We start from the raw sequence: 22,384 nt of genomic DNA on the forward strand, positions 1-22,384 counted from the left end.
GTAAGGGTCCCCTTGCAGCACCTCGAAGGGAATAGTTAATGGTGGGTGGATCTCACCTGCCCGGCGTCCGGCCGGGCAGGCGCATCATGCCCGCTCGATAACCTGCAAAATCTCGCGGTACATGCTTTCTGCGGTCTTTGGGTCGCGCGACTCGATCATGACCCTGACCATCGGCTCCGTGCCCGACGCCCGCACCAGCGCCCAGACATCGTCCCTGACGATCTTGATGCCGTCGATCTTCTCGATGACCTCTCCCGAGAACGCTTCTTCGACGGCCCGGACCAGTGCAGCCGGGTCGGGGGTGTGATGCTTCTCCTTGACGAGGTGGTATGCGGGGAGTTCGTCGAGGATCTCCGAGAGCGGCCTCTCGCCGTGGCCGGCAAGGACCGCGACCATCATGGCGGCGGTCATGCCGCCGTCGCGGCAGAACTGGTGATCGGAGTAGATCAGGCCGCCGTTCCCCTCGCCCCCGAAGGAGACCTTCTTGCCCTGCCCTATGAGCTCGATCATCCTCCGTGCGACATAGATGCTCCCTACGGCGGTGTAGTCGACGGTGCACCCGTGCTTCTCTGCGATGTCCTGGATCAGCCGCGAGGTGGCCACCGGGGTGACGACGAGCCCGCCGGGATTCCTGCTGCAGACGTAATCCTCGATGAGCCCGAACTCATAGTTCTCTTCTATATAGCGTCCTTTGTTATCAACGAAGACTGCCCGGTCGGCATCGCCGTCGTGGGCCACCCCGAAGTCGGCGCCTGTCGCGACGACCATCTCCGAGAGGGGCCGCAGCCCTTCGGGGGTCGGTTCGGGCATCCGGCCCGGGAAGGTGCCGTCGAGCCGGGCGTTGACGGTGTGGACCCTGCAGCCCATCCGCGAGAGGATGGCCGGGGTCGTGAGCGCCGCGGGGCCGGAGCCGGGGTCGACGACGACGGTCATGCCGTTGCCGATGCCCGGCGGGAAGTGGCCGACGATCGCCTGGATGTACTCCTCGATCCGGTCGGGTGCGGCGCTCTCGGCACCGACGCCGTCCCAGGCCGCCGTCTCGAACGAGCTGGAGAAGAACCGGTCTTCGAGCAGGACGATCTCCTCATCGGACATCTCGGTGCCGTCGGCCTCGATGATCTTCACGCCGTTGTACTCGGGCGGGTTGTGGGATGCGGTGATCATCGCGCCGCCGTCGAACCGGTTGGCCTTTATGATGTACTGCAGGGCCGGTGTGGGGAGGATGCCCATGTCCACCACGTCGCACCCGGTCATGAGGAGCCCGGCCTTGAGGGCGTGAGCCAGGGCCTCGCCGGACGTCCGGGTGTCCCGCCCGATCGCTATGGTCCCCTTCCTCATCGATCCGAGTGCGGCGCCGACCTTGAGGACGAGGGTCGGTGTCATTCCCTCTCCGATCACGCCCCGCACGCCGTTCGTTCCAAACATCTGTTTTCCGCGTACCATCTCTGTCACTTCTCCGCGTCGTGTAATTCCCTTTTGAGTCGATCGATAGCATTGCTGGCGGCGGCGAACGCCTCCTGTCTGTGCTCTGCAAGTATAGCGAGATAGGTTATATCTTCTCCGGCATAGAGCCGCCCTTTCCGGTGATGGAACCGTACCCCGATGATTCCGGGGACCGCTTCCATCTCCTGCCCGATACTCTCGGTCACGGCATCGACGGTCTCGTCGAACTCGAGGTACTCAGTATGCTCGGTCCCGCTCCACTCCCTGACGATCCCGTTGAACGTGAGGATCGCGCCTGCATGCGCAAGATCGTGCTCGCGCTTCAGATCCCTGACCAGCCCTTCGATGGTGTAGTAGTCCTCGAACGAGGGGAGCGCGGCGATCACCTCTTCGACGGAGGAAGGGTTCCGGAGCACGACGTTCTCGCTCTCCAGGTCGCCTATCACGATCCGCGGGAACGGCCGGGTCTTGAACCCCTCGATGACGGCGTACTCGATCCCCATGTTGCAGAGTGTTTCCAGAGTCGAGTCGAGGTCGTTCTCGCGCCTGATGAGGACCGACTTCTCGCTGTCGACACCTGTCGATAGAGCAGCATGTGCTTCATGGTAGATGGTGGTGTCCTTTCCGGGCTCGAGTCGGTATCCGTGGTGCCCGACATGCTTCACTGCCCCGACGGTCCCATGTGCAGAGAGCGCCGGGATCAGGTTCTTTATGAATGTGGTCTTCCCGGTGTTCGAGCGGCCGACGATCTGTATGATCTTCATGGTTCTTCCTCTTCGTCTTCGTCGTCTTCCTCTTCCTCTTCCTCGTCCCCCCCGTCCTTCGCTGCCGGGTTCTCCTCCTGGCCTGGCCTGGACTTCAGGACGACCGAGGCCGCCTCGGCCACGCCCCGCATCACCTCGGTGATCCGGTCCTCGACATCGATCTCGTCGTCGATGTTCAGGCTCGTCCCCTCGACCTCGAGCAGGAACCTCGCGACCTCGCTTGCCTCAAAGAGGATCTCGTCGAGTTCTTCCGCGGTGAAGAAGCCGCACATGGCCCCGTAAAAGAATGTCGCCCCCGCCTTCTTCACCTTCTTCTTGAACGAACTCCTCGCCTGGTTGACCGCCTGCGGGGTGTAGGAGTCGAGCATGAATGGGCAGAGCTCCGGGAGATTCTCGCCGATGAACGTCATCTCCGAGCCGCTGGTCGTCTTGAAGTCTGCGCAGAGGCGTGCGATCGCCCACTCGCGGGCGGTGATGTGGGTGTGTTTGCGCAGGAACTGGTTGACCCGCTGGTAGGTGGCGCCGTCCACTTTCTTGAATTTCTGGTACTTGTTCGGGTCTCTGGTGCTGTCGGGCTCTTCCATTTTATCTATCCTCTTGTTGGTGTTGCTATTTCAATAGGGTTGTTGGTGAGGGGCGCGGGTCTGCCTATCGGTTCCTGCTGCCTCCAGGGCAGGTCCCGTAACTGCACTCCCAAAGTTACGTATAGCACTATGTGGTTTATCGGTGCCCCCTGCCCCGCCCTGGTCGGGTGGATCGCCCCGTGGTTTCGGCCGGGCTCACGACCCGATCTGCGGGCGATCTGCGGGTATCGAGTCCATGCGGGTCTGCCCCTTGTCGGCGGGGCGGCGGCGCCCTCCCCGAAGATCATCCCGGGCTCTCGACGCACGCTTTTTCTCGTAACCCGTCCGCTTTCCGGGGTCGTGGGGGCCGGCCGGCGGGTTTCGCCACCCGGATGTCCGATCAACTCTCCGCGTCGGATGCTGCCCTCCCTCCGCGAGGTGGGCCTGAATCGCACTATTCGCCGTACGGCTACCGGGCCGCCCTCTCCCTTTCGCGGGGGCGGGCCTCGCCCTCCGGTATGTTCGGTGCGGCCGGGCTCTGCTCCCCGTGCTGTGCCGGTGTGCTGGCTGGTTCTCGGGGCGGGGATGGTGGGCGAGGTCCGGATCTCTGATTGGCGGACCGGGCTCTCCCGGGCATGCCCCGGTCGTCGGGCAGTCGATCTGAGGGGTGGCCCCCTCTGACTGGGCGGCCTCGTATCGCACCTATGGGCCCTGATCGGGACGTCCTCCTATACAGACATCGTCGGGCGGCTGATCGTGCCCATAATCCGCTCTATGGCGGTCATTTATATGTGGGCGGGCGGAGGGTGCTCTGTGGTGCCGGAGGTTGCTGCAGATTGTTCACTTTCACCCTGCGCGGCGGGGGATTCATATACTCAGAAGAAAAAGTATTCATCAGGGTCTGTTTCCCGTCCACCCGGGAGAGCAACCCCATACCTCCGAACACCTGATGCCTCCAGCATCACTGAGATACACTTTTTTTTATCGTGGGTCTTTCCCTCTGCGGGGATTTGCTGTCGCTCCGTTCCGGTAGCGGAACGCCATCTCGCGCCGGCGCAGCAGCCTTCCGGGGGGTGTCTGGATATCCTCGCCTTCGTCCGGGCTTCGAGGGGTTTCCCGGGTCCGGGGTCCGGCCGATCTCTTCCGGCGGGCCGGCTGTCCGGATGGATGCAGTTTCGGCCGGCCATTTCCTGCCGGGGATCTTCGGGGGCGTTCTCCTATCGCTATGCTCCTGCCGCCGTGTGCCCCTCTCTCGCTATCGTCTTCGATGCGGCCAGCAGGGCGATTATGGGCTGAGGTGGGGTCTGCCTGGCGTTATCCTGTCTGGGGTCCGGCCGCCCCGTATGCCTGGGGGCATGGGTTCTGCCGTGATCTCCCTCTCGGCCCGCGGCCGCCCGGGCGGGTGTGTCCCGCAGTCCGGCGGGTCCGGTGTTGCCCCCTGGAAATACCCGATTGCGGGGAATAGTGATTTACCGCAATTTTGATATGCTCCCCCATTCAACTTATAATCCGATGGAAAACGCTCCTTTTTCCGAATGGCTCGAACGCTTCAGCAGTTACCTCCGGATGCGGAATTACTCCCCCCGGACCATCAAGAAGTACGGTCAGACCGTCGAACGCTTCGCCCGGTACGCCTGGCTCAGGCAGCATCCCGGTCCGGGCGGGATCCGGATCGATGAGGCTGCCCTCGATGCCGCGCCCCTCGATGCGGATGTGAACGTCTCCGCTGCCCTCGTCACGGATTTCTTCTCGTTCATCTCGGAGGGCCGGGATTACAAGCCAAAGACTCTCCACCGGATGGTCTCGACGCTCTCCTCGTTCTATCGCTACCTCTACGCGCAGGGCGTCGTTGTCGCGAACCCCATGATCGGGGTGGAGCGGCCCCGGATCAAGAATCAGGAACTGAAATACCTCAAGCACAGCCAGGTTCTCCGGCTGATCAACTCCATCGAGAACGGGCGTGACAAACTGATCGTCCGGCTCATCTACGCCACGGGCGTCCGTGTCTCCGAACTCTGCTCGATACGCGTCGAGGACATCGATTTCGAGGAGCAGACGATCCGGGTCAAGGGAAAAGGCGACAAGATCCGGACGGTCTTCGTCGACGAAGATACCCTCCAGACGATCGACGAATTCATCGGGAACACGATAGAGGGGCCGCTCTTCGTGGGCCAGCAGGGCAACCCCCTCTCCCCCCGGACCGTCCAGCACATCTTCCGGCAGAATGCTCCCGCCGGGATTACGCCGCACAAGATCCGGCACTCCTACGCGAGCGAGCTCTACCGGCGCTCAAAGAACCTCCGCGTCGTCCAGGAAAACCTGGGGCACTCCTCCATCAAGACGACCGAGATCTACCTGCATACGGACCTCGATGAGCGGAGGAACGTCTATAAACAGTATTTCCCGCTCTCGAACGGGAAGAAGTCCGGTGAGTGAGCTGATCTCGATAAACCGTATGGTGCTATATGGGTTTGGGGCGGCAGAGGATCCTCCGGCCCCGGTCTCTTGCCCCTGGCATCTGTTGGGGGTCTGCCTGGATGCCACGCTCACTTCTATCGAATGATGTGGTTGAGGGCAGTCCTCCGGCCCTCTCTTCGTGTTCTTCGAAGCCTGATGGCTTCTCATGCTCGCTTACGCTCGCACTTCGCACCAGATGGTGCTCGAGCTCCGGCGCTTCGGCCCATCGCACTTCGAAGCCTGATGGCTTCTCATGCTCGCTTACGCTCGCACTTCGCACCAGATGGTGCTCGAGCTCCGGCCCTTCGGCCCATCGCACTTCGAAGCCTGATGGCTTCTTAAACTCCGGTTCTACGAACCGTCGTCCTTCGCGCCTTCGCGTGAGTTAAATGCCGGAGATTGTAATGCAGCCTCGCGCGAAACCGCGAAGTGTGGGATGCACCTCCGACCGTTTCCCCGCTTCTTTCATCTGGCAACGCTCAAATGAGAGGAAGACCTACCGTATCGGTATGCGCTACATCGTCACCGGCGGTGCCGGGTTCATCGGGTCCAACCTCGCAGAACATCTCTCACGCGACCACGAGGTCGTGATCGTCGACGACCTCACCTCCGGGCAGCGTCAGAATATCGAGCGCATCATGGACAACTCCCGCGTGACCTTCGTCGAGGGGAGCGTCACCGACCTCGACCTCCTGATGGAGATCTTTGCTGGTGCGGACGGCATCTTCCACCAGGCGGCGATCGCTTCGGTCCCCCGCTCCGTGAAAGACCCTCTCGAGACGAACGCGGTGAACGCGGCCGGGACCGTGAACGTCCTCTGGGCCGCGAAAGAGTGCGGCGTCCCGTCGGTCGTCACGGCCTCCACCTCGGCGATCTACGGGGACGACCCGGTCTTCCCCAAGCGGGAGACGATGGCGCCGACTCCGCTCTCTCCCTACGCGGTCTCGAAACTCGCGGGCGAGTACTACGGGAAGGTCTTTGCCGACCTCTACGGCATCCGGACGGTCTTCCTCCGTTACTTCAACGTCTTCGGGCCCCGACAGGACCCGAACTCCGAGTACGCCGCGGTGATCCCGAAGTTCATCACCCGGTTGCTCGACGGGAAGCCCCCGATCGTCTACGGCGACGGGGAGCAGACCCGTGACTTCATCTTCGTCGCGGACGTGGTGCAGGCGAATATCAGGGCGATGGAGAGCGAGGCCCGGGGAGTCTTCAACATCGCCGGCGGCCGCCGGATCAGCCTCAACGAACTCGCCGCCAGCCTATCGGAGATCACCGGCGTAGACCTCCGGCCGGTATACGAACCGCCGCGAGCGGGAGATGTGCGCGACTCTCTCGCGGAGATCTCCCGGGCGGAGGAGGCCTTCGGGTTCTCCCCCCGTTACACCCTCGAAGCAGGGCTCCGCGAGACCGTGGAGTGGTTCCGGGATGGTCGGGGCGGAAGACGCCGGTGAATGAACTTCAAGGCCCTTGCGTTCCCGGATTCCCCTCTCCGGCGGTCCGATAGGCGGCTCCGGGTCGGGGTGCGGCGGCAGCAGGAACCTATATATCTTCACCCTGCTGTATGGGGTGCGAGGTACCGACGTATGCCCCAACTGATTACACCGGAGATCGTCCGGAAGGGTGATAACAGGGACGCACCACGGGCGTACAACGATGCGACGGTGCAGAACCCGCATAGCCCGACGGTTTTAAACAACATCGGCGTGGCGCTTGAGAGGCAGGGACGCTACGAGGAAGCGCTCGCTGCATTCAGTGCCGCGCTCGTCTGCGACAACGACGACGTCTATGCCTGGAACAACCGGGCGGTGATCCTCACCCGGCTCGGCCGTCTCCAGGAGGCGGTGCTCTCCTGCACGCAGGCGCTCGCGATCGACCGGTCGTGCATCTTCGCCTGGGTCACCTACGGCACGGTGCTCAGCAGGCTCGGGAAGTACCCGGAGGCGGAATCGGCTCTTGCGGTTGCTGAAGATCTCGACCCGCAGGCGCGGGCGCTCTATCCCGGCAACCTGACGATGACCCGGGCGTAATCTGAAACCTTTTTTTGAAACCCCGTGCGGCCCAATAGGGTTCCCCCTCTCTGAATCGCGGAGTTCCGAAATTGATACACTATCGGATGCAATATGGGTCGTCTTCTTGCGTACATACTCCCGGTCCTGCACGTATCTCTCCTCGACCTCCATCCGGGCGGCCTGTGGCATCGCGAAGTCTCCCGGACCCCTGGAGGGACCCGTACGTATTTATCCACCTTCTTACACTAGAGTGTGCCATCGAGTGCCCTGCGGCACGGAGCCCGAGCCAATGAAGACGCTCATACTTGCAGGCGGGAGCGGCACCCGCCTCTTCCCGCTCTCACGGGAACACTACCCGAAACAGTTCATCCCGCTGGTCGACGACGAGTCTCTCTTCCAGAAGACCGTGAGGAGGTCGCTCCTCTTCTCCTCTCCGCAGGATATCGCCATCGTCACGAACACGGAGCATAGGTTCCTGGTCCGGGACCAGCTTGCCGCCATCGGGTGCGACTGCCGGGTCCTCGTCGAACCGGTGGGCAGGAACACCCTGCCGGCGATCTACTACGGCGTCCGGGAGGTCGCCGAAGACGGGGCCGGGACGGTCGCGGTGCTGCCCTCGGACCACCTGATCACCGCTACCGCACCGTTCCACGAGGCGTTCCGGCGGGCGGAGCGGCTCGCGAAGGACTACCTGGTGGTCTTCGGGGTGCGGCCGACCTCGCCCCACACCGGCTACGGCTACATCCGGCCGGGAGAGCCTCTCGCGGACGGCTCGGTCGTGGACGCCTTCGTGGAGAAGCCGGATCTCCCCACCGCGGAGCGCTACGTTGCAGACGGCTACCTCTGGAACTCCGGCATGTTCTGTTTTGATGCCGCCCTCTTCCTTGCCGAGTGCGAGACCTGCGCACCGGAGGTCGTCAGGGCGTTCGAGCACCCCGTCGAGGAAGCATACGCTGCAACTCCCGCTCTCTCCATCGATTACGGGATCATGGAGAAGACCCGGCGGGCGGTGGTCGTGCCGCTCGAGGCCGACTGGAACGACGTAGGAAACTTCGACGCGCTTTATGCCGCCCTGCAAAAGAACGGAAACGGCAACGCCGTCAGGGGCGAGCATATCGGGATCGATTCTTCCGAGAACCTGATCCTCGCGGACCGGCTGATCGCCACCGTCGGGGTCCACAACCTCGCGATCGTCGAGACGAAAGACGCCATCCTCATTGCCGACCGGGACGAGGCCCAGCGGGTGGGCGAGATCGCAAAGGCTCTCCGCGAGAGGGGGGACTCCCGTGCGTTCTTCCATACGCGGGTCCACCGGCCCTGGGGCTCCTACACGAACCTCGAGGAAGGGCGGGCATACAAGATCAAGCGGGTCACGGTCCCCCCGAAACGGCGGCTATCGCTGCAGATGCACCACCACCGCTCCGAGCACTGGGTGGTCGTCACCGGGTGCGCCGAGGTGACGATCGGCGAGAAGACGTACCTTCTCCGGAACGGCGAGTCCACCTTCGTCCCGGCGGGGACGGTCCACCGGCTCGCGAACCCCGGCCTCCTGCCGCTCGAACTGATCGAGGTGCAGATCGGGGAGTATACCGGCGAGGACGACATCGTCCGGTACGAGGACGACTTCGAGCGGGCGTGAGCCGGCCGGCGGTGCCGGTCCACCGGCACCTCTCTGCCTGCTGCCCGGATGCCTGCTACAAAACCGATATAACACCCCGGCACATAGTACATAAGAGCTGGTATCGCAGGTGCCTGCGGGCCGGGTTCATTTCTCACCCCCGTAGTGTAGTGGTCAATCATGCAGGACTTTGGATCCGGCGACGGCGGTTCGAATCCGCCCGGGGGTATGAGATGGTGGGATTCGGTCCCCCCGAAGAACATTTTGCGAGAGTAAGTCCGGTGCCGGGGAAGTATGCCGGGGCGACGAAGCGAGCTGGAATACCCCGGAGTGCAACCCCCATACGTTCCATACAGTTCTTAAGGCCGTACTTCGCATCAATCATGGGCAACCATGGAAAGCGCAGCTTTAGCAATTGAGATTCAGATGAGTCTCCTCCTCTTCCTCGCACTCGCCGGCTACCTCGTGGCATCCCGAATCAACCAGTCGGCGACGATCGGGGCAATTCTCGTGGGGGTTCTCGTCGGACCGAGTGTGCTCGGCCTGATCACTTACACGGACTTCGTCGCGACCCTGGCGCATCTTGGGGCTATCATCCTCCTCTTCGTCATCGGTTTCGAGTTTAACGTCAAGGATATTATCGATCCGCGCTACGGAGTCATCGCCCTCCTCGGTGTGATCATCCCATGGATAGGCGGCTACGCCACTACCATCTTCTTCGGGTTCGACTTCGCGAGCGCGGTCTTCGTCGGTACGGCGCTGACCGCGACGAGTATCGCCATCACCGCAAACGTCCTCAAAGAGATCGGCGTGCTCCAGACCGGGGCCGCGAGAGCGATCATCGGTGCTGCGGTCATCGACGACGTCCTCTCCCTTATCGTGCTCGCCATCGCCATCGATCTTACGGTCGGCGGCGACGTCTCGGTAACGTCGGTCGCCCTGATGCTCGCCAGAGCCGTGGGATTCATCATCATCGCCGGAGCCGTCGGGTACTTCGGCATACGGAAAGTCATCGAGCGGATGGACGGAACTCCCCTGGCACGGAAGTACCCGGAATTCATCTTCATCTTCGCCATGATGATGGCGTTTCTGTATGCAATGCTCGCCGACCTGGCGGGCTTATCGGGCATCATCGGTGCGTTCCTCGCCGGGATCTCCTTTGCCGAGGTCAGACTCCGGCAGAGCAAGGGCGTCCACGAAGGTGCCGAGTACTTCCAGATCGTCTTCGCCTCGATCTTCTTCATATCGCTTGGAATCCTCGCGGACATCCGTGCACTCACCTCCGACATGGTCGTCTTCCTCGCGGTGCTGACCCTGGTCGCCATCGCCACCAAGGTTATCGGGTGCGGTATCCCCGCCCGGGCGATGGGGATATGCCGTGAGGACTCCCTCATCATCGGGTTCGGCATGGCCCCCCGGGGCGAGGTGGCGATGATCGTCGCCCTGATCGGGCTGGAGGCGGGGCTCATCGGCCAGCAAATCTTCGTGGTGGTCGTCCTGATGAGTCTGCTGACCACGCTCATCACCCCTATCGTCTACCGGAACTGGTTCTACAAAGGGGCCTACTGCACGACGGAGTGATGCGGGGGAGAACCCCTCAATCTAATTTTACAAAAGCTCTTGTGTTTATTTCTCTTTGCAGGGTGAGAGGGGCGCAGGCCCCCTCCTCACCAGACTTCGGGAAACGCCATGTTGGTGTAGAGGTCCTCAAGGCGCGCCTTGTGGCCCCGCTCCATCGCGGCAAGGCTCTGGAACAACTCCTTCTGCTGTGGGTCGTCGCTCAGGCTCGCGAGCTGGGTGTACATCTGCATCGCGTCGAGTTCCTTCCTGATTGCGATCACGAGGCCGTCGAGCGGCCTTAAGTCGGCCGAGAGCGGGGGAGTCTCCAGGGAGTCGGCGACCTTGTAGTCCCGCTGCGTGTTAAAGCCGAGTTTCGCCGGCTCTTTCGTGAGAAAGCCCTCGAGGGTCTTTCTGTGGCCGGTCTCCTCCCCGGCAAGTTCGTTGAAAAGATTCTTTAAGTTCTCATCCGTGACCTTCTCCCGGACCGTCCGGTAGAAGGTGTAGGCCTCGATCTCCCTCTCGATGGCATTCGATATGATTGAACGGTAATTTTCGGCATCCATTGGTCTTACACCGGCGGGCAATAGCATCTGGAGACTCTTAACCTTATTGGGCCGGGCTCCCGTACCGGGTGCGGGCGGCGGCTGAGATCCCTGCGGTGGCCCGGGTGAGGGTCGAAACGGTGATTTCTGGAGACGGCAGAGGCAGGAACTGCTGCTATCTGAATAGTGGCTGTGATGGAGGAGGACCCGGCGCGGACGATCGATGATCCGGTAGCGGGACGGTCGCCTGCTCCCGAAAGAGTCTACGGCCGGCGCGGCCTCGCAAAAAAGATTAGATGAACCGGGGTTTCCGGGAGAGCTGACGGGGGGTGTAGAGCGGACGGAAGGGCTTTCCGGCGGTCTCCATCCTCACCGCCTGGATGAGCTCGCTTTCGGTCATCATCTCCTTGTAGGGTTTCTTCTTCTCCGAGAGCTTCCGGATGGTGACCGTGAGCCTGCCGGTCTCGGCCTCCTGGTCGCCGATGACCGCGACGTAGGGGACCCAGTCCATCCCGGCCTCGCGGACCTTCTTGTTCACGCTCTCGTCGCGGTCGTCGACGTCCGCCCGGATGCAGGCGGCGTTCAGGCGGGCGCTGATCTCCTCGGCGAAGCAGACGTGCCGCTCCGCCACCGGGACCAGCCTGACCTGGGTCGGGGCGAGCCATGCCGGGAACGAGGGGACCTCCTGGGCAGCGGTGCCCTCGAGCATCGCGCAGATCACCCGCTCGATCGAGCCCGTGGGCGAGCAGTGGAGGATCGGGGGGTGGACTTCCGTTCCCTCGGGGGTGTAATACTTGATGTCGAACCGGTTCGCGCTCTCCACGTCGATCTGGACCGTCGGGTTCTCGATCGGCCTTCCCTGCGCATCGATCGCCGCGAGGTCGACCTTTGCTATCCAGTAGTGGACCCGGTCCGAGAGGACCTCGATCAGCATCGGGACGCCGGAGACCGCGACCATCTTCTTCACCCAGAGCTCGTACTGGTCGTAGAAGTCACGGGTGCACCGGATGACTCCCACGAGCGGGGTCTCGAGATCCTCGCCGCTCTTCCAGCCCATCACGAGCTGCTCCTCGAAGGCCGCAAGCGCGCCGTCGACGTCGCGGCAGAGGGTGTGCATGTCGGGCATCGTGAAGGCGCGGAGGCGCTTCAACCCGATCACTTCGCCCTTCTGCTCGTGCCGGAACGAGTAGGTCGAGAGCTCGTAGAGCTTCATCGGGAGGGTGTTTGGCGAGATGTGCATGTCGTGCATGATGGAGAACATGCCGAAACACGCCGCGAACCGGAGCATCATGTCGCGGTTGCCGCTCTTGAACCGGTACTGCCGCTCCCCGAACTTGGCGGCGTGCTCCGAGATCGCCTTATCGGCGAGGTCGTACATCACCGGAGTCTCGACCGGCATCCCGCCGTACTCGAGCACCCGTGCAAGCACGTAGTCGGAGAGGAGGTCGCGGATCAGCTTGCCCCGGGGCATCCAGCGGTGGTTTCCGACGTCCGCGCGTGGTTCGTACTCCACGAGCTCCTTCGCACGCATCAGGTCGACGTGGACCGGTTCGGCTCCCTCGGGGTTCGGGTAGCCGAGCTCCTTCCGGATCAGGGATGCAAACGGCGTCTTCTCCTCGGCGTAGTCGGCCGGGTCCTTCCGCTCCCCTTCGGGAGTGAGGACGAAGAACTCGTGCTGGATCTCCTTCTTCGGAGCGGCCGCTCCTCCTTCGCCGGGGACGATCGTCCGGGAGAGCTCCGAGAGCGGGTGGCCCTTGCAGGTGAGGGAGAAAGCCTTGTACCAGCCGAATGGCGCCCGCTTCACGACGAGACCGCCCTTGCCGGCGAGAGCCTCCTCGATCCCCTTGAGAGCGCTCACTGCCGCTTCCGGCGATGAGAGGTCGGCGGAGAGGTGGGCGTAGGGGTAGATCATGATATTGGTGGTGCCGAGCTGCCGGGCGGTGGCGACGATCTCGTCCGCCGCCTGCCGGACGGAGTCCTCTATGTTCTCTTCGTCAACGGATTCTACCGCACAGAAGACGGCGAGCGCCTCGTCGAGGGCATCCTTGGGGATGACATCCTCTTCGGCGACCTTCGTCTTCTTCCGGGTCTCGTATTCGATATGATCGGAATGGATCAGGAGAAGTCGCATGGTTTATCTCCAGTTGAATCGTTCAATATCTGTTTTCCTGCTATATAGTGCATGACACTGCGGGGACGGGAGCGAAGGTGCGCCGCCCCGCATCTCCCGCCGGGTGGCGACGGCGGGCGCGGGAGATGGCCGGATATCCGGCATCATTCCTGCGCGCTGCGCGCGTTCTCGTGGTAGCGGGAGAGGGTCGCCTGCCGCTGGTCCATGTACTTCGCGTCCGTCTTCATGTTGTAGGGGCGCGCGGCACGGTCCGTGCGGTAGAAGACCAGCTGCCCGATCGGCATCCCGGCGTAGACCTTGACCGGCCGGGAGTTCACGTTGCACATCTCGAGCGTGATCGTCCCCCGGAACCCGGCGTCGATCCAGCCTCCCGTCTGGTGGAGTTCGACCCCGAGACGCGCGATGCTGCTCTTCCCCTCGATGCTTGCCACGACGTCGTCGGGGAGCTCGATCGCCTCCAGGGTCTCTGCGAGGAGGAACTGTCCCGGTGCGAGGACGATCGAGTCGGCGACCATCTCCTCGGTCTTTACGCAGACGCTCTCCCTGTCGTAGGGGTCGATCACGGTCTCTCCGGGAACGTACCAGACAAAGTGGGAACCGAGCCTGATATCCAGGGAGTTGGGCTGGATCAGGCCGGGATCGAAGGGATCTACCTTGATATATCCGCGCCTGATGCGGTCTTCTATCTGCCAGTCGACAAGAATCATTCTCTAGATCTCTCCTTTATAGCTGGTTTGTTCTCTGTTTTCCATCTGCCACTCCGTCCGCCGCATCAGCCCGTGCAGGGTGCTCGCCTCGCGGATGGTCAGTTTCGTCCTGCCGATCAGCCGGCGGATCAGGATCATCGTGTTCTCCCGCTTGAAGTCGGGGTGGTCGATCCGGTCCAGGAACGCATCGATGTGCTCGTAGAGCGCGTCCATCTGGACGGGTCCCGCGATCGGATACTCGCCGCGGGGAAGGTTTGCCAGTTCATAGCAGAGGATGCCCACCGCGTGGGAGAGGTTTAAGATGGGGTAGACATCCGAGGTCGGGATGGTGCAGATGAGGTTCGCCCGTTTCAGCTCCTCGTTTGCGAGCCCCCAGTTCTCCCGCCCGAAGAGGATAGCGACCGTCCCGTCGATGTCGGCGACGATCTCCCTGACCTCGGCCGGTGAGTAGTAGGGCATCCGCATCGGGGTGCAGACCGATTTGCTCACCTCGCCGGTCGTCGCGACGACGAAGTCGAACTCGCGGTAGACCTCGGCGACCGTCGTCATCCGGCGGGCATTATCGAGGACGTCGCGGGCGTGGGAGGCGCGCATGATGGCGTCGTCGCCGAGTTTGCAGGGGTTGACCAGCACCAAGCGGGTGAACCCGAAGTTCTTCATCACCCGGGCGGTAAACCCGACGTTCCCCTCGTAGAGGGGCTCGACCAGGACGATTGAGACCTCGGGCATCACTGTACCGCCCGGACCGTCGCCCGGAGCACATCGATCCCTTCGTCGTAGACGGCGTTCCCCACGACGATCGTGTCCGCGATCCGGCCCATCTCGGCCGCCTGCTCTGCCGAGCGGATCCCGCCGCCGTAGTAGAGGGTGGCGTGCTCGGCCGCATCGGAAGCCGCCTGCACGATTGAGGGGTCCCCGTAGGTCCCGCTGTACTCGATATAGACGATCGGGAACCGGAAGTAGCGGTCGGCGACCTCCACGAACGCGGCGACATCCCCGGCCGAGAGGTTGCAGTCCGCTCCCGTCACCCGCCCGACGGCGGAGTTCGGGTTGAGGACGATGTAGGCTTCGGGCACCACCATCTCCCAGTCGACGCTCTCCGCGTGGCGCAGCCAGGCGTAGTGCTTTCCGACGATCCAGCGGACATCGTTTGTGTTCATCACGCTCGGCACGAAGAGGTGATCGACCGCTCCGTCGAAGATGGCGCAGTCGGGGCTCGCCGGTTCCACTACCAGCGGCAGCCCGTAGGAGGAGACCAGATCCAGGAGTTCGTGGAGGTTCTCCCGCGTCACGTTCAGGGTGCCCGAGAGCATCAGGGCGTCGGTCCCGCTCGTCACGATCTCTTCGATGGTGCCCGGCGGGAGGTGTTTATCGGGGTCGAGTTTCGTCACGTGTGCCCAGGTCTTCCAGTTCGCGTGCATGGTGTCACTTCAGGTGGCTGATGTAGTCGTGGAGTCTGGCCCTTGCGATGCCGGTGATTGAGGCGACCTTCTCCGGGTCGGCCTCACGAAGTGTCGCGGCGTCGTAGATGCCTGCAAGGTAGAGCCGGTCCACGGTCGCTTCTCCGATGCCGGGGACTTCCAGGAGTTCTTTTCGCCCGCGTTCGAGAGCTGCTCTTGTGATCTTCTCCGGGACGGGACGGCCGAGGTGCCTGCAGACCAAATCCACATGTTTATGTACGGTCTCTGGATTAATGCCGGTTTTGCTTGCGAGGTAAGGAATGGGGAGGTAGCAGAAGTCGTCGGGGCTCCCGACGCCCCCCGCCTGGTACTTCTTCAGGCTGACCGCGGGGACGCCGGCTTCCCGAAGGGCGCGCTCGTTGCAGAGCCCTCTGGCAGCTCCCAGGAGCTCCGCCGCTCCGGCATCGCCGATGCCTGCCTTCTTCACTACCGCAGGCTCTGCCCGCGCGAGCGCGCGGATATCCCCGACCCCCTGGTCGAGAAGACTCCTGATGATCTTCGCGTGGCTGCGGCCCTTCCTCGGCGGGACAACCTTTCTGACGAACTTCCGGAGTTCCGAGCGGCGCCGGAGGATCTCGAGGGCACCTTCCGCCTCATCTGTGAGCCGCGCGGCCTCGCCCGCATCGACGCCGGCGGCTTTCGCCAGTTCGCGGGGCTGCATGCCCGCGATCTCGGAGACGGTATAGATGTGGTGCGCGTGCAGGCGTTGCATCAGGTCGTCGGTCATCGAGGGCATCATCCGGAGCGCCTCGACGTTCGAGGCGATGTGGCTGCAGAGCGGGCAGCCGATCGTCCACGGGGGAGACCCCTTCCGGATCAGGCGGACGTGGGCGAGCCCGTGTTTCTCGCAGACCTCTTCTGTCCGGATAGCCTTGCCCCAGGTGCTGCCGGGCAGGCTGATGTTGAACCGGCACTCCGGGTAGCCGGTGCACCCGATGAACTGCGAGACGCCGATGTGCCGGATCCGGAGATCCTGACCGCAGACGGGGCAGGGGCCGACGGTGTGCTCCTCCGCGGTCTGCTCCATGATCTCCTCGCCGATCTCCTTCTCGTGCGCTTCGAGTCCGTCAAAGACCCGATGGAGCATCTCACGGGACTCGGCGATAACATCGTCGCGGGAGCGCTGGCTCTGCTTGATGAGCTGCATGTGCTCCTCAAGCGTCCGGGTCATCTCGGGCTCGGTGATCGTCTCCGCGTGGTTGTCGAGCGCGTCTATGACGGCTCTCCCGACGAGCGTCGGGCGGAGCGGGTTCCCCTCCACGTAGCGGCGGGAGATGAGTTTGCCGATCACCTCGTGCCGGGTGCTCTTCGTGCCGAGGCCGAGCTCCTCCATCACCTGGATGAGCCGGCTCTGGGAGTAGCGTGCCGGCGGCTGGGTCTGCTTCTCCTCGAGGTTCACGTTCTTGATCGGCAGCTTCTCGCCCGGGACGAAGGCCGGGAGGACGTTCTCCTTCGCCTCCGAGTAGGGGTAGATCCGGCGCCATCCTGAGGATATGAGCCGCCCGCCCGTTGCGGTGTAGGGCTGGCCCGACGCGTCGAAGAGGCACTTCGTCGTCGTCCAGGTCGCGTCGGGAGAGAGGGTCGCGAGGAACCGCCGAACAACGAGTTCGTAGACCTTCCACCGGTCCGGGCCGAGGGCCTCGCGGGTCGCGGCACCCGCCGGGTGGATCGGCGGGTGGTCGGTGCTCTCCTTCTTGCCGCGGGTCGGGACCGGTCGCCGGTTCTTCTGCACCCAGGTGACGTCCGCGTCGAAGACACCTCCCTTGAGCGTATCGAGGATCCCGTTCAGGTTCAGGGACTTCGGGTAGACCGTGTTGTCGGTCCTCGGGTAGGAAATGTACCCGTTCATGTAGAGGTCTTCGGCGATCCGCATCGCGTTCGCCGCCGAGAGGCCCAGGCGGCTCGCCGCGACGATGAAGGTCGTGGTGTCGAACGGTGTCGGCGCCCGGTCGGTCTTCTGCCCCTCCTTGACGTCCGTGACGACGAGCGGCTCTTTTGTCCCCACCTCCGCGGCGAGAGCCGCGTCGTGGTCGGTGAACCGCCCGGCGGTATGCCGCGCCTCCACCGGCATGCCGTCCTTCTCGGTGGCAAGCGAGAGCATCCAGTAGGTCTGGGGGACGAAGCTCTCGATCTCGCGCTCGCGCTCGACGATCATGGCGAGCGTCGGGCTCTGAACCCTCCCGACGGAGAGGATGTTCTTGCCGCCCCGGCGTGCCGCGAGGCTGATGAAACGGGTCAGCGACGCCCCCCACATCAGGTCGACCGCCTGCCGGGCCTCGCCGGCGGCGGCAAGCGCGAAGTCGAGCTCGGCCAGATTCTCGAAGGCCGAGCGGATCTCTGGGGGGGTGATCGCCGAGAACCGGGCCCGGTTGATCCGGACCGTGGGGTTCACGGCACGGACGAGCTCGTAGGCCTCTTTCCCGATCAGTTCTCCCTCGGTATCAAAATCGGTGGCGATCGTGACGAGTTCAGCCTTCTTCGAGAGTTTCTGGATGAGGCCGACGATCTTCTTCTCGGTCGGCTTCTTGATGGTGCCCGCGTCGATGAGGCTCCGCGGGGTGTGGACTTCGCTCCGCCAGTTCGTGTAGCCGGGCTCGAAGTCCACCTCCACCACGTGTCCCTTGAGGCCGACCACGGTCTTCGTGTCGAAGGAGTAGGCGGATACGTTCCCATCCTTCGACGCCCTCACCTTCTCGTTGCCGGCGAGGATCTGCGCTATCCGGTTTGCCGAGATGTTCTTCTCTGCGATGATCAGATGCACTGCGGATTACACCCCGGATGTATCGATACATTCGGATACTATTCGCCCGAGTTCCCGCGGGTCCGCCCTGCCGCGCGTCTCTTTCATCACCTGCCCCACGATGAAGTTCAGGGCTCCCTTCTTGCCGGCCCGGTAATCTTCGACTGCCTGGGGGTTTGCGGCGACGACCTTCTCGACGATGCCGGAGAACTCGTCCCCCGCGGCCTTGCCGAGGCCCTCGCGCTTCACGATATCTGCAGGCTTCTCGCAGGGGCTGCCAGCCGCGCAGGCGTCGAGCATCTCCCGCAGCACCTGGACGCCGGCTTTATCGGTGATGGTGTCCGCCCTGAGGAGCGCGAGAAGCTCCATGAAGCGGTCGGCCGGGACGGCGGCGATGCTCATGTCGCGGTAGTTGAGCTCCCCAAGAAGGGTGTCGGCCACCCAGGTCGCGGCGAGGGCGGGGTCGACGTGAGCGACCTCCTCATAGAAGTCCGCGAGTTTCAGGTCGCCGGTCAGGGTCCGGGCGTGGTTGAGCGAGATGCCGTACTGCGCCGTGAACCGGTTCTTCCGTGCGACGGGCAGTTCGGGGAGATCGATCTCCGCGACCCATCCGGCGACCCTGAGCGGTCGGAGATCGGGCTCGGGGAAGTAGCGGTAGTCGTGCTCCTCCTCCTTGCCGCGGGCGGAGGTGGTGATCCCGCGCCCTTCCATGAAGTGCCGGGTCTCTCTCGTCACCTTCTGCCCGCGCCTGAGCAGGTTCTTCTGCCGGGTCACCTCGAAGGTGAGGGCCTTCTCGACGCCCTTGTAGGAGGAGATGTTCTTGACCTCGACCCGCTGTGAGCCCTCAAGCGAGATGTTCGCGTCCACGCGGAGAGAGCCCTCCCGGTCGCCGTCGAAGACGCCGAGGTACTCGAGGATCGTCCTGAGTTTGTTCAGGAACCGGCGGGCCTCCTGCGGGGACCGCATATCGGGCTCGGTGACGATCTCAAGGAGCGGGATGCCCGACCGGTTATAATCGACGAGCGAGTACTTCGCGGCACCGGCGACGTGGACGAGCCTTCCGGGGTCCTCCTCGAGGTGTACCCGGGTGATCCGGACGATCTTCTCGTGCCCCTCGTCGTCCTCGATCTCGACGGTCCCTTCGACCGCGAGCGGTTTGTCGTACTGGGTGATCTGGTAGGCTTTCGGGAGGTCGGGGTAGAAGTAGTTCTTCCGGGCGAACTCCGACTCCTCCGGCACCTTCATATCGAGGGCTTTTGCGACGCGAAGTCCGTACTCGACCGCCTTTCTGTTCATGCGCGGCAGTGCTCCGGGGAGGCCGAGGCAGACGGGGCAGCAGTGGGTGTTGGGCTCGTCGTCGCGGTAGTCCGTCGAGCACCCGCAGAAGAGTTTCGTCGCCGTCGCGAGCTGGACGTGGATCTCAAGTCCCACGATCGTCTTCATGCCTTCACCCCCTGTTCGTAGGCGTAGGCAGCATCGACGACACGCTCGTCCTCAAACTCTCTTCCCATCAACTGGAGGCCCACGGGGAGCCCGTCAACCCTGCCGCACGGGACGGATATCGCCGGGATCCCGGCGAGGTTCGCCGGTACCGTGAGGATGTCGGAGAGATACATCGAGAGCGGGTCGGTCTTCTCGCCGAGGCGGAAGGCGACCGTCGGCATCGTCGGGCCGGCGATGATATCGACCTCGCGGAAGGCCCGCTCGAAGTCCTGCCGGATGTTCCGGCGGGCCACCTGGGCCTTCGCGTAGTACCTGCCGGCGTAACCGGCCGAGAGGGCGAAGGTGCCGAGCATGATCCGGCGCCGGACCTCAGGCCCGAACAACTCCAGCCGCAGGTCCTGGTATGCCTCGTGCCAGGACTTCCTGGTGTCGACAGCCGGGCCGTAGCGGACGCCGTCGAACCGGGCGAGGTTCGAGGAGGCTTCGCTCGTGCAGATGACGTAGTAGGCGGCAAGAGCGTAGCGCATGCCGGGGATGCTCACCGGGACCGTGGTGGCGCCGAGATCTTCGAGGACGCCGATGGCGTTTCGGACCGTCTCCGCGACGCGGGGGTCGACGCCTTCGCCGAAGTACTCCTCCGGCACCCCGACCCGCAGGCCTGCGATATCGGCAGAGGGCCGGTGGTCGTAGGGCTTATCAAGCATCGTCGAGTCGCGGGGGTCATACCGCGCGATCGCCGACATCAGCCTTGAAACATCCTCCACCGTCCGTGCCATCGGCCCGATCTGCTCAAGAGAGTTTGCATACGCGATGAGTCCGTAGCGGGAGACCCGGCCGTAGGTGGGTTTGAGCCCCACGATCCCGCAGAACGCCGCCGGGCACCGGATGGAGCCGCCGGTATCGGTTCCGAGCGCCATCGGGACGAGGCCCGCGGCGACCGCGGCAGCGCTCCCGCCGGACGACCCGCCGGGGACCCTTGACGGGTCCGCCGGGTTCCTGGTAGGGCCGAACGCGCTTGTCTCGGTGGTGGTGCCCATGCCGAACTCGTCCATGTTGGTCTTGCCGACGATCGCGGCCCCCTCTTTCCTGAGGAGTTCGACGACATGGGCGTCGTAGGGCGGGATGTAACCCTCGAGGATACGGGACCCGCAGGTGGTCTGTATGCCCGCCGTTGAGATGTTGTCCTTGACCGCGACGGCGACGCCGGCAAGCGCGCCGTCGGAGAACGGCGCTTCTCTGCAGGTGGTGATGAACGCGTTGCACCGGTCGTCCGGTGTGAAATCGAGGCTCCCTGCCACTCACATCACCCTCGGCGCCTTGATGAACCCGTCCTCGGTAGATCCCGCGTTTGCGAGAGCCTCCTCCTGCGAGAGGCAGGGGCGGGGCTCGTCCTCGCGGAAGACATTCGTGATCCCCGCCGCCGGGGCGCTTTCGCCCTCTACGGCGTCGAGGACGTCGAAGTAGTCGAGGATCGCGTTGAACTGGGTGGTGAACTCCGGCACCTCGTCTTTCGATATGCCGATATCCGCAAGCTCTGCTATATGCTCAATATCGCTCTCAGTTACCATGTTCAGCCCTACTGATCTCCGTTAAGTACCCTTGTACCGACTTTTTATAACCGTTTTTACGAGAGAGGTGCTGTATTGTCCGCCATATTCCGCTCCCGTACTGCATTGCTTTCTTCTCCGCCCGTGCGATTTCGGCGGGAATATATTCCTGTGCAACCATCCGCAGGGGGTACTTCCGCACCCCGCCGCGCACTCTCTCGGCGGCCGGGATCGATCGCGCGGCGCGCACCACCCTGACGTCGAGATACGGCATCGAGAGGTACGTGCCGTGGAGCGCCGCCACCGCCTGGTCCCGCGTCCCCTGGCGGCCGAGGTCCGCAAAGTCCCGCTCGAGCTCCGCCGCGAGGTCCGGGGACGAGAGGTAGCGGGCGTAGCCGCCGAAGAGTTCGTCGGCTCCCTGCCCGGCGAGGATCCGGGTGTGCCCCTGCTCCCCCGCCCAGGCGGCGGCGAAGTACATGGTCGTCGCAATCGAGGCCTCGACCGGGTTCGTCGGGTCGGGGATGACCCGGACCACCTGTGTGAGGGCCTCGGCGATCTCCTCTTCGGTCGGGGAGACGATCGTGAGGTCAAGCCCCATCGTCCGGGCGGCCGCGGCGGCCCACCGGGCGTCGTGCGATCCCTCGATCCCCACCGTCACGCAGGGAAGGCGGGCGAGCGCGGCGACAAGGCCCGAGTCCACGCCACCGGAGAACGCCGTCACTCCCTCGTCGCTCCGGAGACCTACCGCGGTGACGATCGCCTCCTCAAGGCTGCAGGGGGCCGGGTCGGGAGCTATGCGAGCCACCTCCCGGCCGCTGCAAAAGACTGTTCCCGGCGGGACCGGACCGGGCATGATCCCGAAAGCGTCGCGGGCGATGCAGTCGTCATGGGCGAGCAGGAACTCCCCGCCGCACCGGGCGAGAGCCTGCGGCTCCTCGGAGAGCATCCGCTCCGCCTCGGCCGGCGAAAGCCGCACCCCATCACGTTCTATCCAGCCTCTCAGGTTCATCTTGAGCGCGTCCTGCAATCCGGCGGGTTACTGCCATGGGACAGCCGGGTACTGCGGCCGCCCAAAAAACGGATCAGGTTCAGTGTTTGCATTTCTGAACTATAAATATACGTGCAGCGTCCGGCACGAAATGCGGGCTGATCGGACGCTTTTAGCCGGCTTTGCGCCCGCCCGGCGGGCGATAGCGGTCCCGGCGGGAAGCGGCGCCGCCGGCGGAGCGTGACACCGGTGAAGGATCCCGTGGACGTCTCCGGTGGGGGCGGGCAGCCGGTGAGACCATGAGCTCAGGTATTCAGCTCCGGTGCCGGATGTTCATTTCAACTCCGCTACGTATCTTTGTTTCATGCTCTTTATTTGCAGGACGCAAATAGAGAGATAGACCGGTGAA

The 22,384-nt window shown here is 63.8% G+C and carries 18 protein-coding genes and 1 tRNA gene; 6 read left to right on the forward strand and 13 right to left on the reverse strand.

The window, feature by feature from the left end:
- Positions 1-84: 84 nt before the first annotated feature.
- From glmM to F8E02_RS06945, 3 genes are read right to left on the reverse strand one after another with little or no spacing between them, the layout of a single operon-like run.
- Complete coding sequence (gene glmM, locus F8E02_RS06935) at positions 85-1,443, reverse strand: phosphoglucosamine mutase (RefSeq protein WP_317064762.1); 1,359 nt, start codon at positions 1,441-1,443, stop codon at positions 85-87.
- A gap of 5 nt (positions 1,444-1,448) precedes the next feature.
- On the reverse strand, positions 1,449-2,207 hold the full coding sequence (mobB, locus tag F8E02_RS06940) for a molybdopterin-guanine dinucleotide biosynthesis protein B (RefSeq protein WP_317064763.1): 759 nt from the start codon (positions 2,205-2,207) through the stop codon (positions 1,449-1,451).
- On the reverse strand, positions 2,204-2,791 hold the full coding sequence (locus F8E02_RS06945) for a DUF5806 family protein (protein ID WP_317064764.1): 588 nt from the start codon (positions 2,789-2,791) through the stop codon (positions 2,204-2,206). The genes mobB and F8E02_RS06945 overlap by 4 nt, the downstream gene beginning before the upstream one ends.
- 1,491 nt (positions 2,792-4,282) lie before the next feature.
- Here F8E02_RS06945 and xerA point away from each other — a divergent pair.
- From xerA to F8E02_RS06975, 6 genes are all read left to right on the forward strand, one after another.
- Positions 4,283-5,206, forward strand: a complete 924-nt coding sequence (gene xerA, locus F8E02_RS06950) for a site-specific tyrosine recombinase/integron integrase (protein ID WP_317064765.1) — start codon at positions 4,283-4,285, stop codon at positions 5,204-5,206.
- Positions 5,207-5,736: 530 nt separating this feature from the next.
- The gene (locus tag F8E02_RS06955) at positions 5,737-6,681 is read left to right on the forward strand and encodes an SDR family oxidoreductase (RefSeq protein ID WP_317064766.1); all 945 of its coding nucleotides are present in this window, start codon (positions 5,737-5,739) and stop codon (positions 6,679-6,681) included.
- Between the two features lie 132 nt (positions 6,682-6,813).
- Positions 6,814-7,257: a tetratricopeptide repeat protein gene (locus F8E02_RS06960; protein WP_317064767.1), complete on the forward strand. Its 444-nt coding sequence runs from the start codon at positions 6,814-6,816 to the stop codon at positions 7,255-7,257.
- 271 nt (positions 7,258-7,528) lie between these two features.
- Positions 7,529-8,878: a mannose-1-phosphate guanylyltransferase/mannose-6-phosphate isomerase gene (locus F8E02_RS06965; protein WP_317064768.1), complete on the forward strand. Its 1,350-nt coding sequence runs from the start codon at positions 7,529-7,531 to the stop codon at positions 8,876-8,878.
- Between the two features lie 135 nt (positions 8,879-9,013).
- A tRNA-Gln gene (locus F8E02_RS06970) sits at positions 9,014-9,086 on the forward strand.
- Between the two features lie 164 nt (positions 9,087-9,250).
- Entirely contained in the window at positions 9,251-10,438 is a 1,188-nt protein-coding gene (locus F8E02_RS06975) for a cation:proton antiporter (RefSeq protein WP_317064769.1), read from the forward strand.
- Between the two features lie 86 nt (positions 10,439-10,524).
- Here F8E02_RS06975 and F8E02_RS06980 read toward each other — a convergent pair whose 3' ends face one another.
- From F8E02_RS06980 to F8E02_RS07025, 10 genes are all read right to left on the reverse strand, one after another.
- Positions 10,525-10,980, reverse strand: coding sequence for a ferritin-like domain-containing protein (locus tag F8E02_RS06980; RefSeq protein ID WP_317064770.1), 456 nt, complete (start codon positions 10,978-10,980; stop codon positions 10,525-10,527).
- Positions 10,981-11,251: 271 nt separating this feature from the next.
- Positions 11,252-13,090, reverse strand: coding sequence for a threonine--tRNA ligase (locus F8E02_RS06985; RefSeq protein ID WP_317064771.1), 1,839 nt, complete (start codon positions 13,088-13,090; stop codon positions 11,252-11,254).
- 143 nt (positions 13,091-13,233) lie between these two features.
- Entirely contained in the window at positions 13,234-13,797 is a 564-nt protein-coding gene (dcd, locus tag F8E02_RS06990) for a dCTP deaminase (protein WP_317064772.1), read from the reverse strand.
- A 3-nt stretch (positions 13,798-13,800) separates the two neighbouring features.
- Positions 13,801-14,526, reverse strand: a complete 726-nt coding sequence (locus F8E02_RS06995) for an RNA methyltransferase (protein WP_317064773.1) — start codon at positions 14,524-14,526, stop codon at positions 13,801-13,803.
- Complete coding sequence (locus tag F8E02_RS07000; RefSeq protein ID WP_317064774.1) at positions 14,526-15,218, reverse strand: phosphoglycerol geranylgeranyltransferase; 693 nt, start codon at positions 15,216-15,218, stop codon at positions 14,526-14,528. Before F8E02_RS07000 ends, F8E02_RS06995 begins: the two co-directional genes overlap by 1 nt.
- A gap of 4 nt (positions 15,219-15,222) precedes the next feature.
- Positions 15,223-18,018, reverse strand: coding sequence for a DNA topoisomerase I (locus F8E02_RS07005; RefSeq protein ID WP_317064775.1), 2,796 nt, complete (start codon positions 18,016-18,018; stop codon positions 15,223-15,225).
- 6 nt (positions 18,019-18,024) lie between these two features.
- Positions 18,025-19,440 carry an Asp-tRNA(Asn)/Glu-tRNA(Gln) amidotransferase subunit GatB gene (gene gatB, locus F8E02_RS07010; protein WP_317064776.1) on the reverse strand — a complete coding sequence of 472 codons (1,416 nt, stop codon included), beginning with the start codon at positions 19,438-19,440 and terminating at the stop codon, positions 18,025-18,027.
- A complete protein-coding gene (gatA, locus tag F8E02_RS07015; RefSeq protein WP_317064777.1) occupies positions 19,437-20,738 on the reverse strand; it encodes an Asp-tRNA(Asn)/Glu-tRNA(Gln) amidotransferase subunit GatA in 1,302 nt (433 codons plus the stop codon). The genes gatB and gatA overlap by 4 nt, the downstream gene beginning before the upstream one ends.
- Positions 20,739-21,008 (reverse strand): Asp-tRNA(Asn)/Glu-tRNA(Gln) amidotransferase subunit GatC, encoded by a 270-nt coding sequence (gene gatC, locus F8E02_RS07020; protein ID WP_317064778.1) that lies wholly within the window; start codon positions 21,006-21,008, stop codon positions 20,739-20,741.
- The gene (locus F8E02_RS07025) at positions 20,998-21,996 is read right to left on the reverse strand and encodes an asparagine synthase C-terminal domain-containing protein (protein WP_317064779.1); all 999 of its coding nucleotides are present in this window, start codon (positions 21,994-21,996) and stop codon (positions 20,998-21,000) included. The genes gatC and F8E02_RS07025 overlap by 11 nt, the downstream gene beginning before the upstream one ends.
- Positions 21,997-22,384 lie beyond the last annotated feature (388 nt).

The organism is Methanoculleus caldifontis (genome assembly GCF_032842345.1).
GTDB lineage: Archaea > Halobacteriota > Methanomicrobia > Methanomicrobiales > Methanoculleaceae > Methanoculleus > Methanoculleus caldifontis.

Bases quoted from the DNA above. Each gene is read 5' to 3' on its own strand.
- xerA (WP_317064765.1), top strand. From the start codon at position 4,283: ATGGAAAACGCTCCTTTTTCCGAATGGCTCGAACGCTTCAGCAGTTAC.
- F8E02_RS06945 (WP_317064764.1), bottom strand. From the start codon at position 2,791: ATGGAAGAGCCCGACAGCACCAGAGACCCGAACAAGTACCAGAAATTC.
- F8E02_RS06955 (WP_317064766.1), top strand. From the start codon at position 5,737: ATGCGCTACATCGTCACCGGCGGTGCCGGGTTCATCGGGTCCAACCTC.
- F8E02_RS06995 (WP_317064773.1), bottom strand. From the start codon at position 14,526: ATGCCCGAGGTCTCAATCGTCCTGGTCGAGCCCCTCTACGAGGGGAAC.
- F8E02_RS06975 (WP_317064769.1), top strand. From the start codon at position 9,251: ATGGAAAGCGCAGCTTTAGCAATTGAGATTCAGATGAGTCTCCTCCTC.
- F8E02_RS06985 (WP_317064771.1), bottom strand. From the start codon at position 13,090: ATGCGACTTCTCCTGATCCATTCCGATCATATCGAATACGAGACCCGG.
- F8E02_RS07000 (WP_317064774.1), bottom strand. From the start codon at position 15,218: ATGCACGCGAACTGGAAGACCTGGGCACACGTGACGAAACTCGACCCC.
- F8E02_RS06965 (WP_317064768.1), top strand. From the start codon at position 7,529: ATGAAGACGCTCATACTTGCAGGCGGGAGCGGCACCCGCCTCTTCCCG.
- dcd (WP_317064772.1), bottom strand. From the start codon at position 13,797: ATGATTCTTGTCGACTGGCAGATAGAAGACCGCATCAGGCGCGGATAT.
- mobB (WP_317064763.1), bottom strand. From the start codon at position 2,207: ATGAAGATCATACAGATCGTCGGCCGCTCGAACACCGGGAAGACCACA.
- glmM (WP_317064762.1), bottom strand. From the start codon at position 1,443: ATGGTACGCGGAAAACAGATGTTTGGAACGAACGGCGTGCGGGGCGTG.
- F8E02_RS07025 (WP_317064779.1), bottom strand. From the start codon at position 21,996: ATGAACCTGAGAGGCTGGATAGAACGTGATGGGGTGCGGCTTTCGCCG.
- F8E02_RS06960 (WP_317064767.1), top strand. From the start codon at position 6,814: ATGCCCCAACTGATTACACCGGAGATCGTCCGGAAGGGTGATAACAGG.
- gatC (WP_317064778.1), bottom strand. From the start codon at position 21,008: ATGGTAACTGAGAGCGATATTGAGCATATAGCAGAGCTTGCGGATATC.
- F8E02_RS06980 (WP_317064770.1), bottom strand. From the start codon at position 10,980: ATGGATGCCGAAAATTACCGTTCAATCATATCGAATGCCATCGAGAGG.
- gatB (WP_317064776.1), bottom strand. From the start codon at position 19,440: ATGAAGACGATCGTGGGACTTGAGATCCACGTCCAGCTCGCGACGGCG.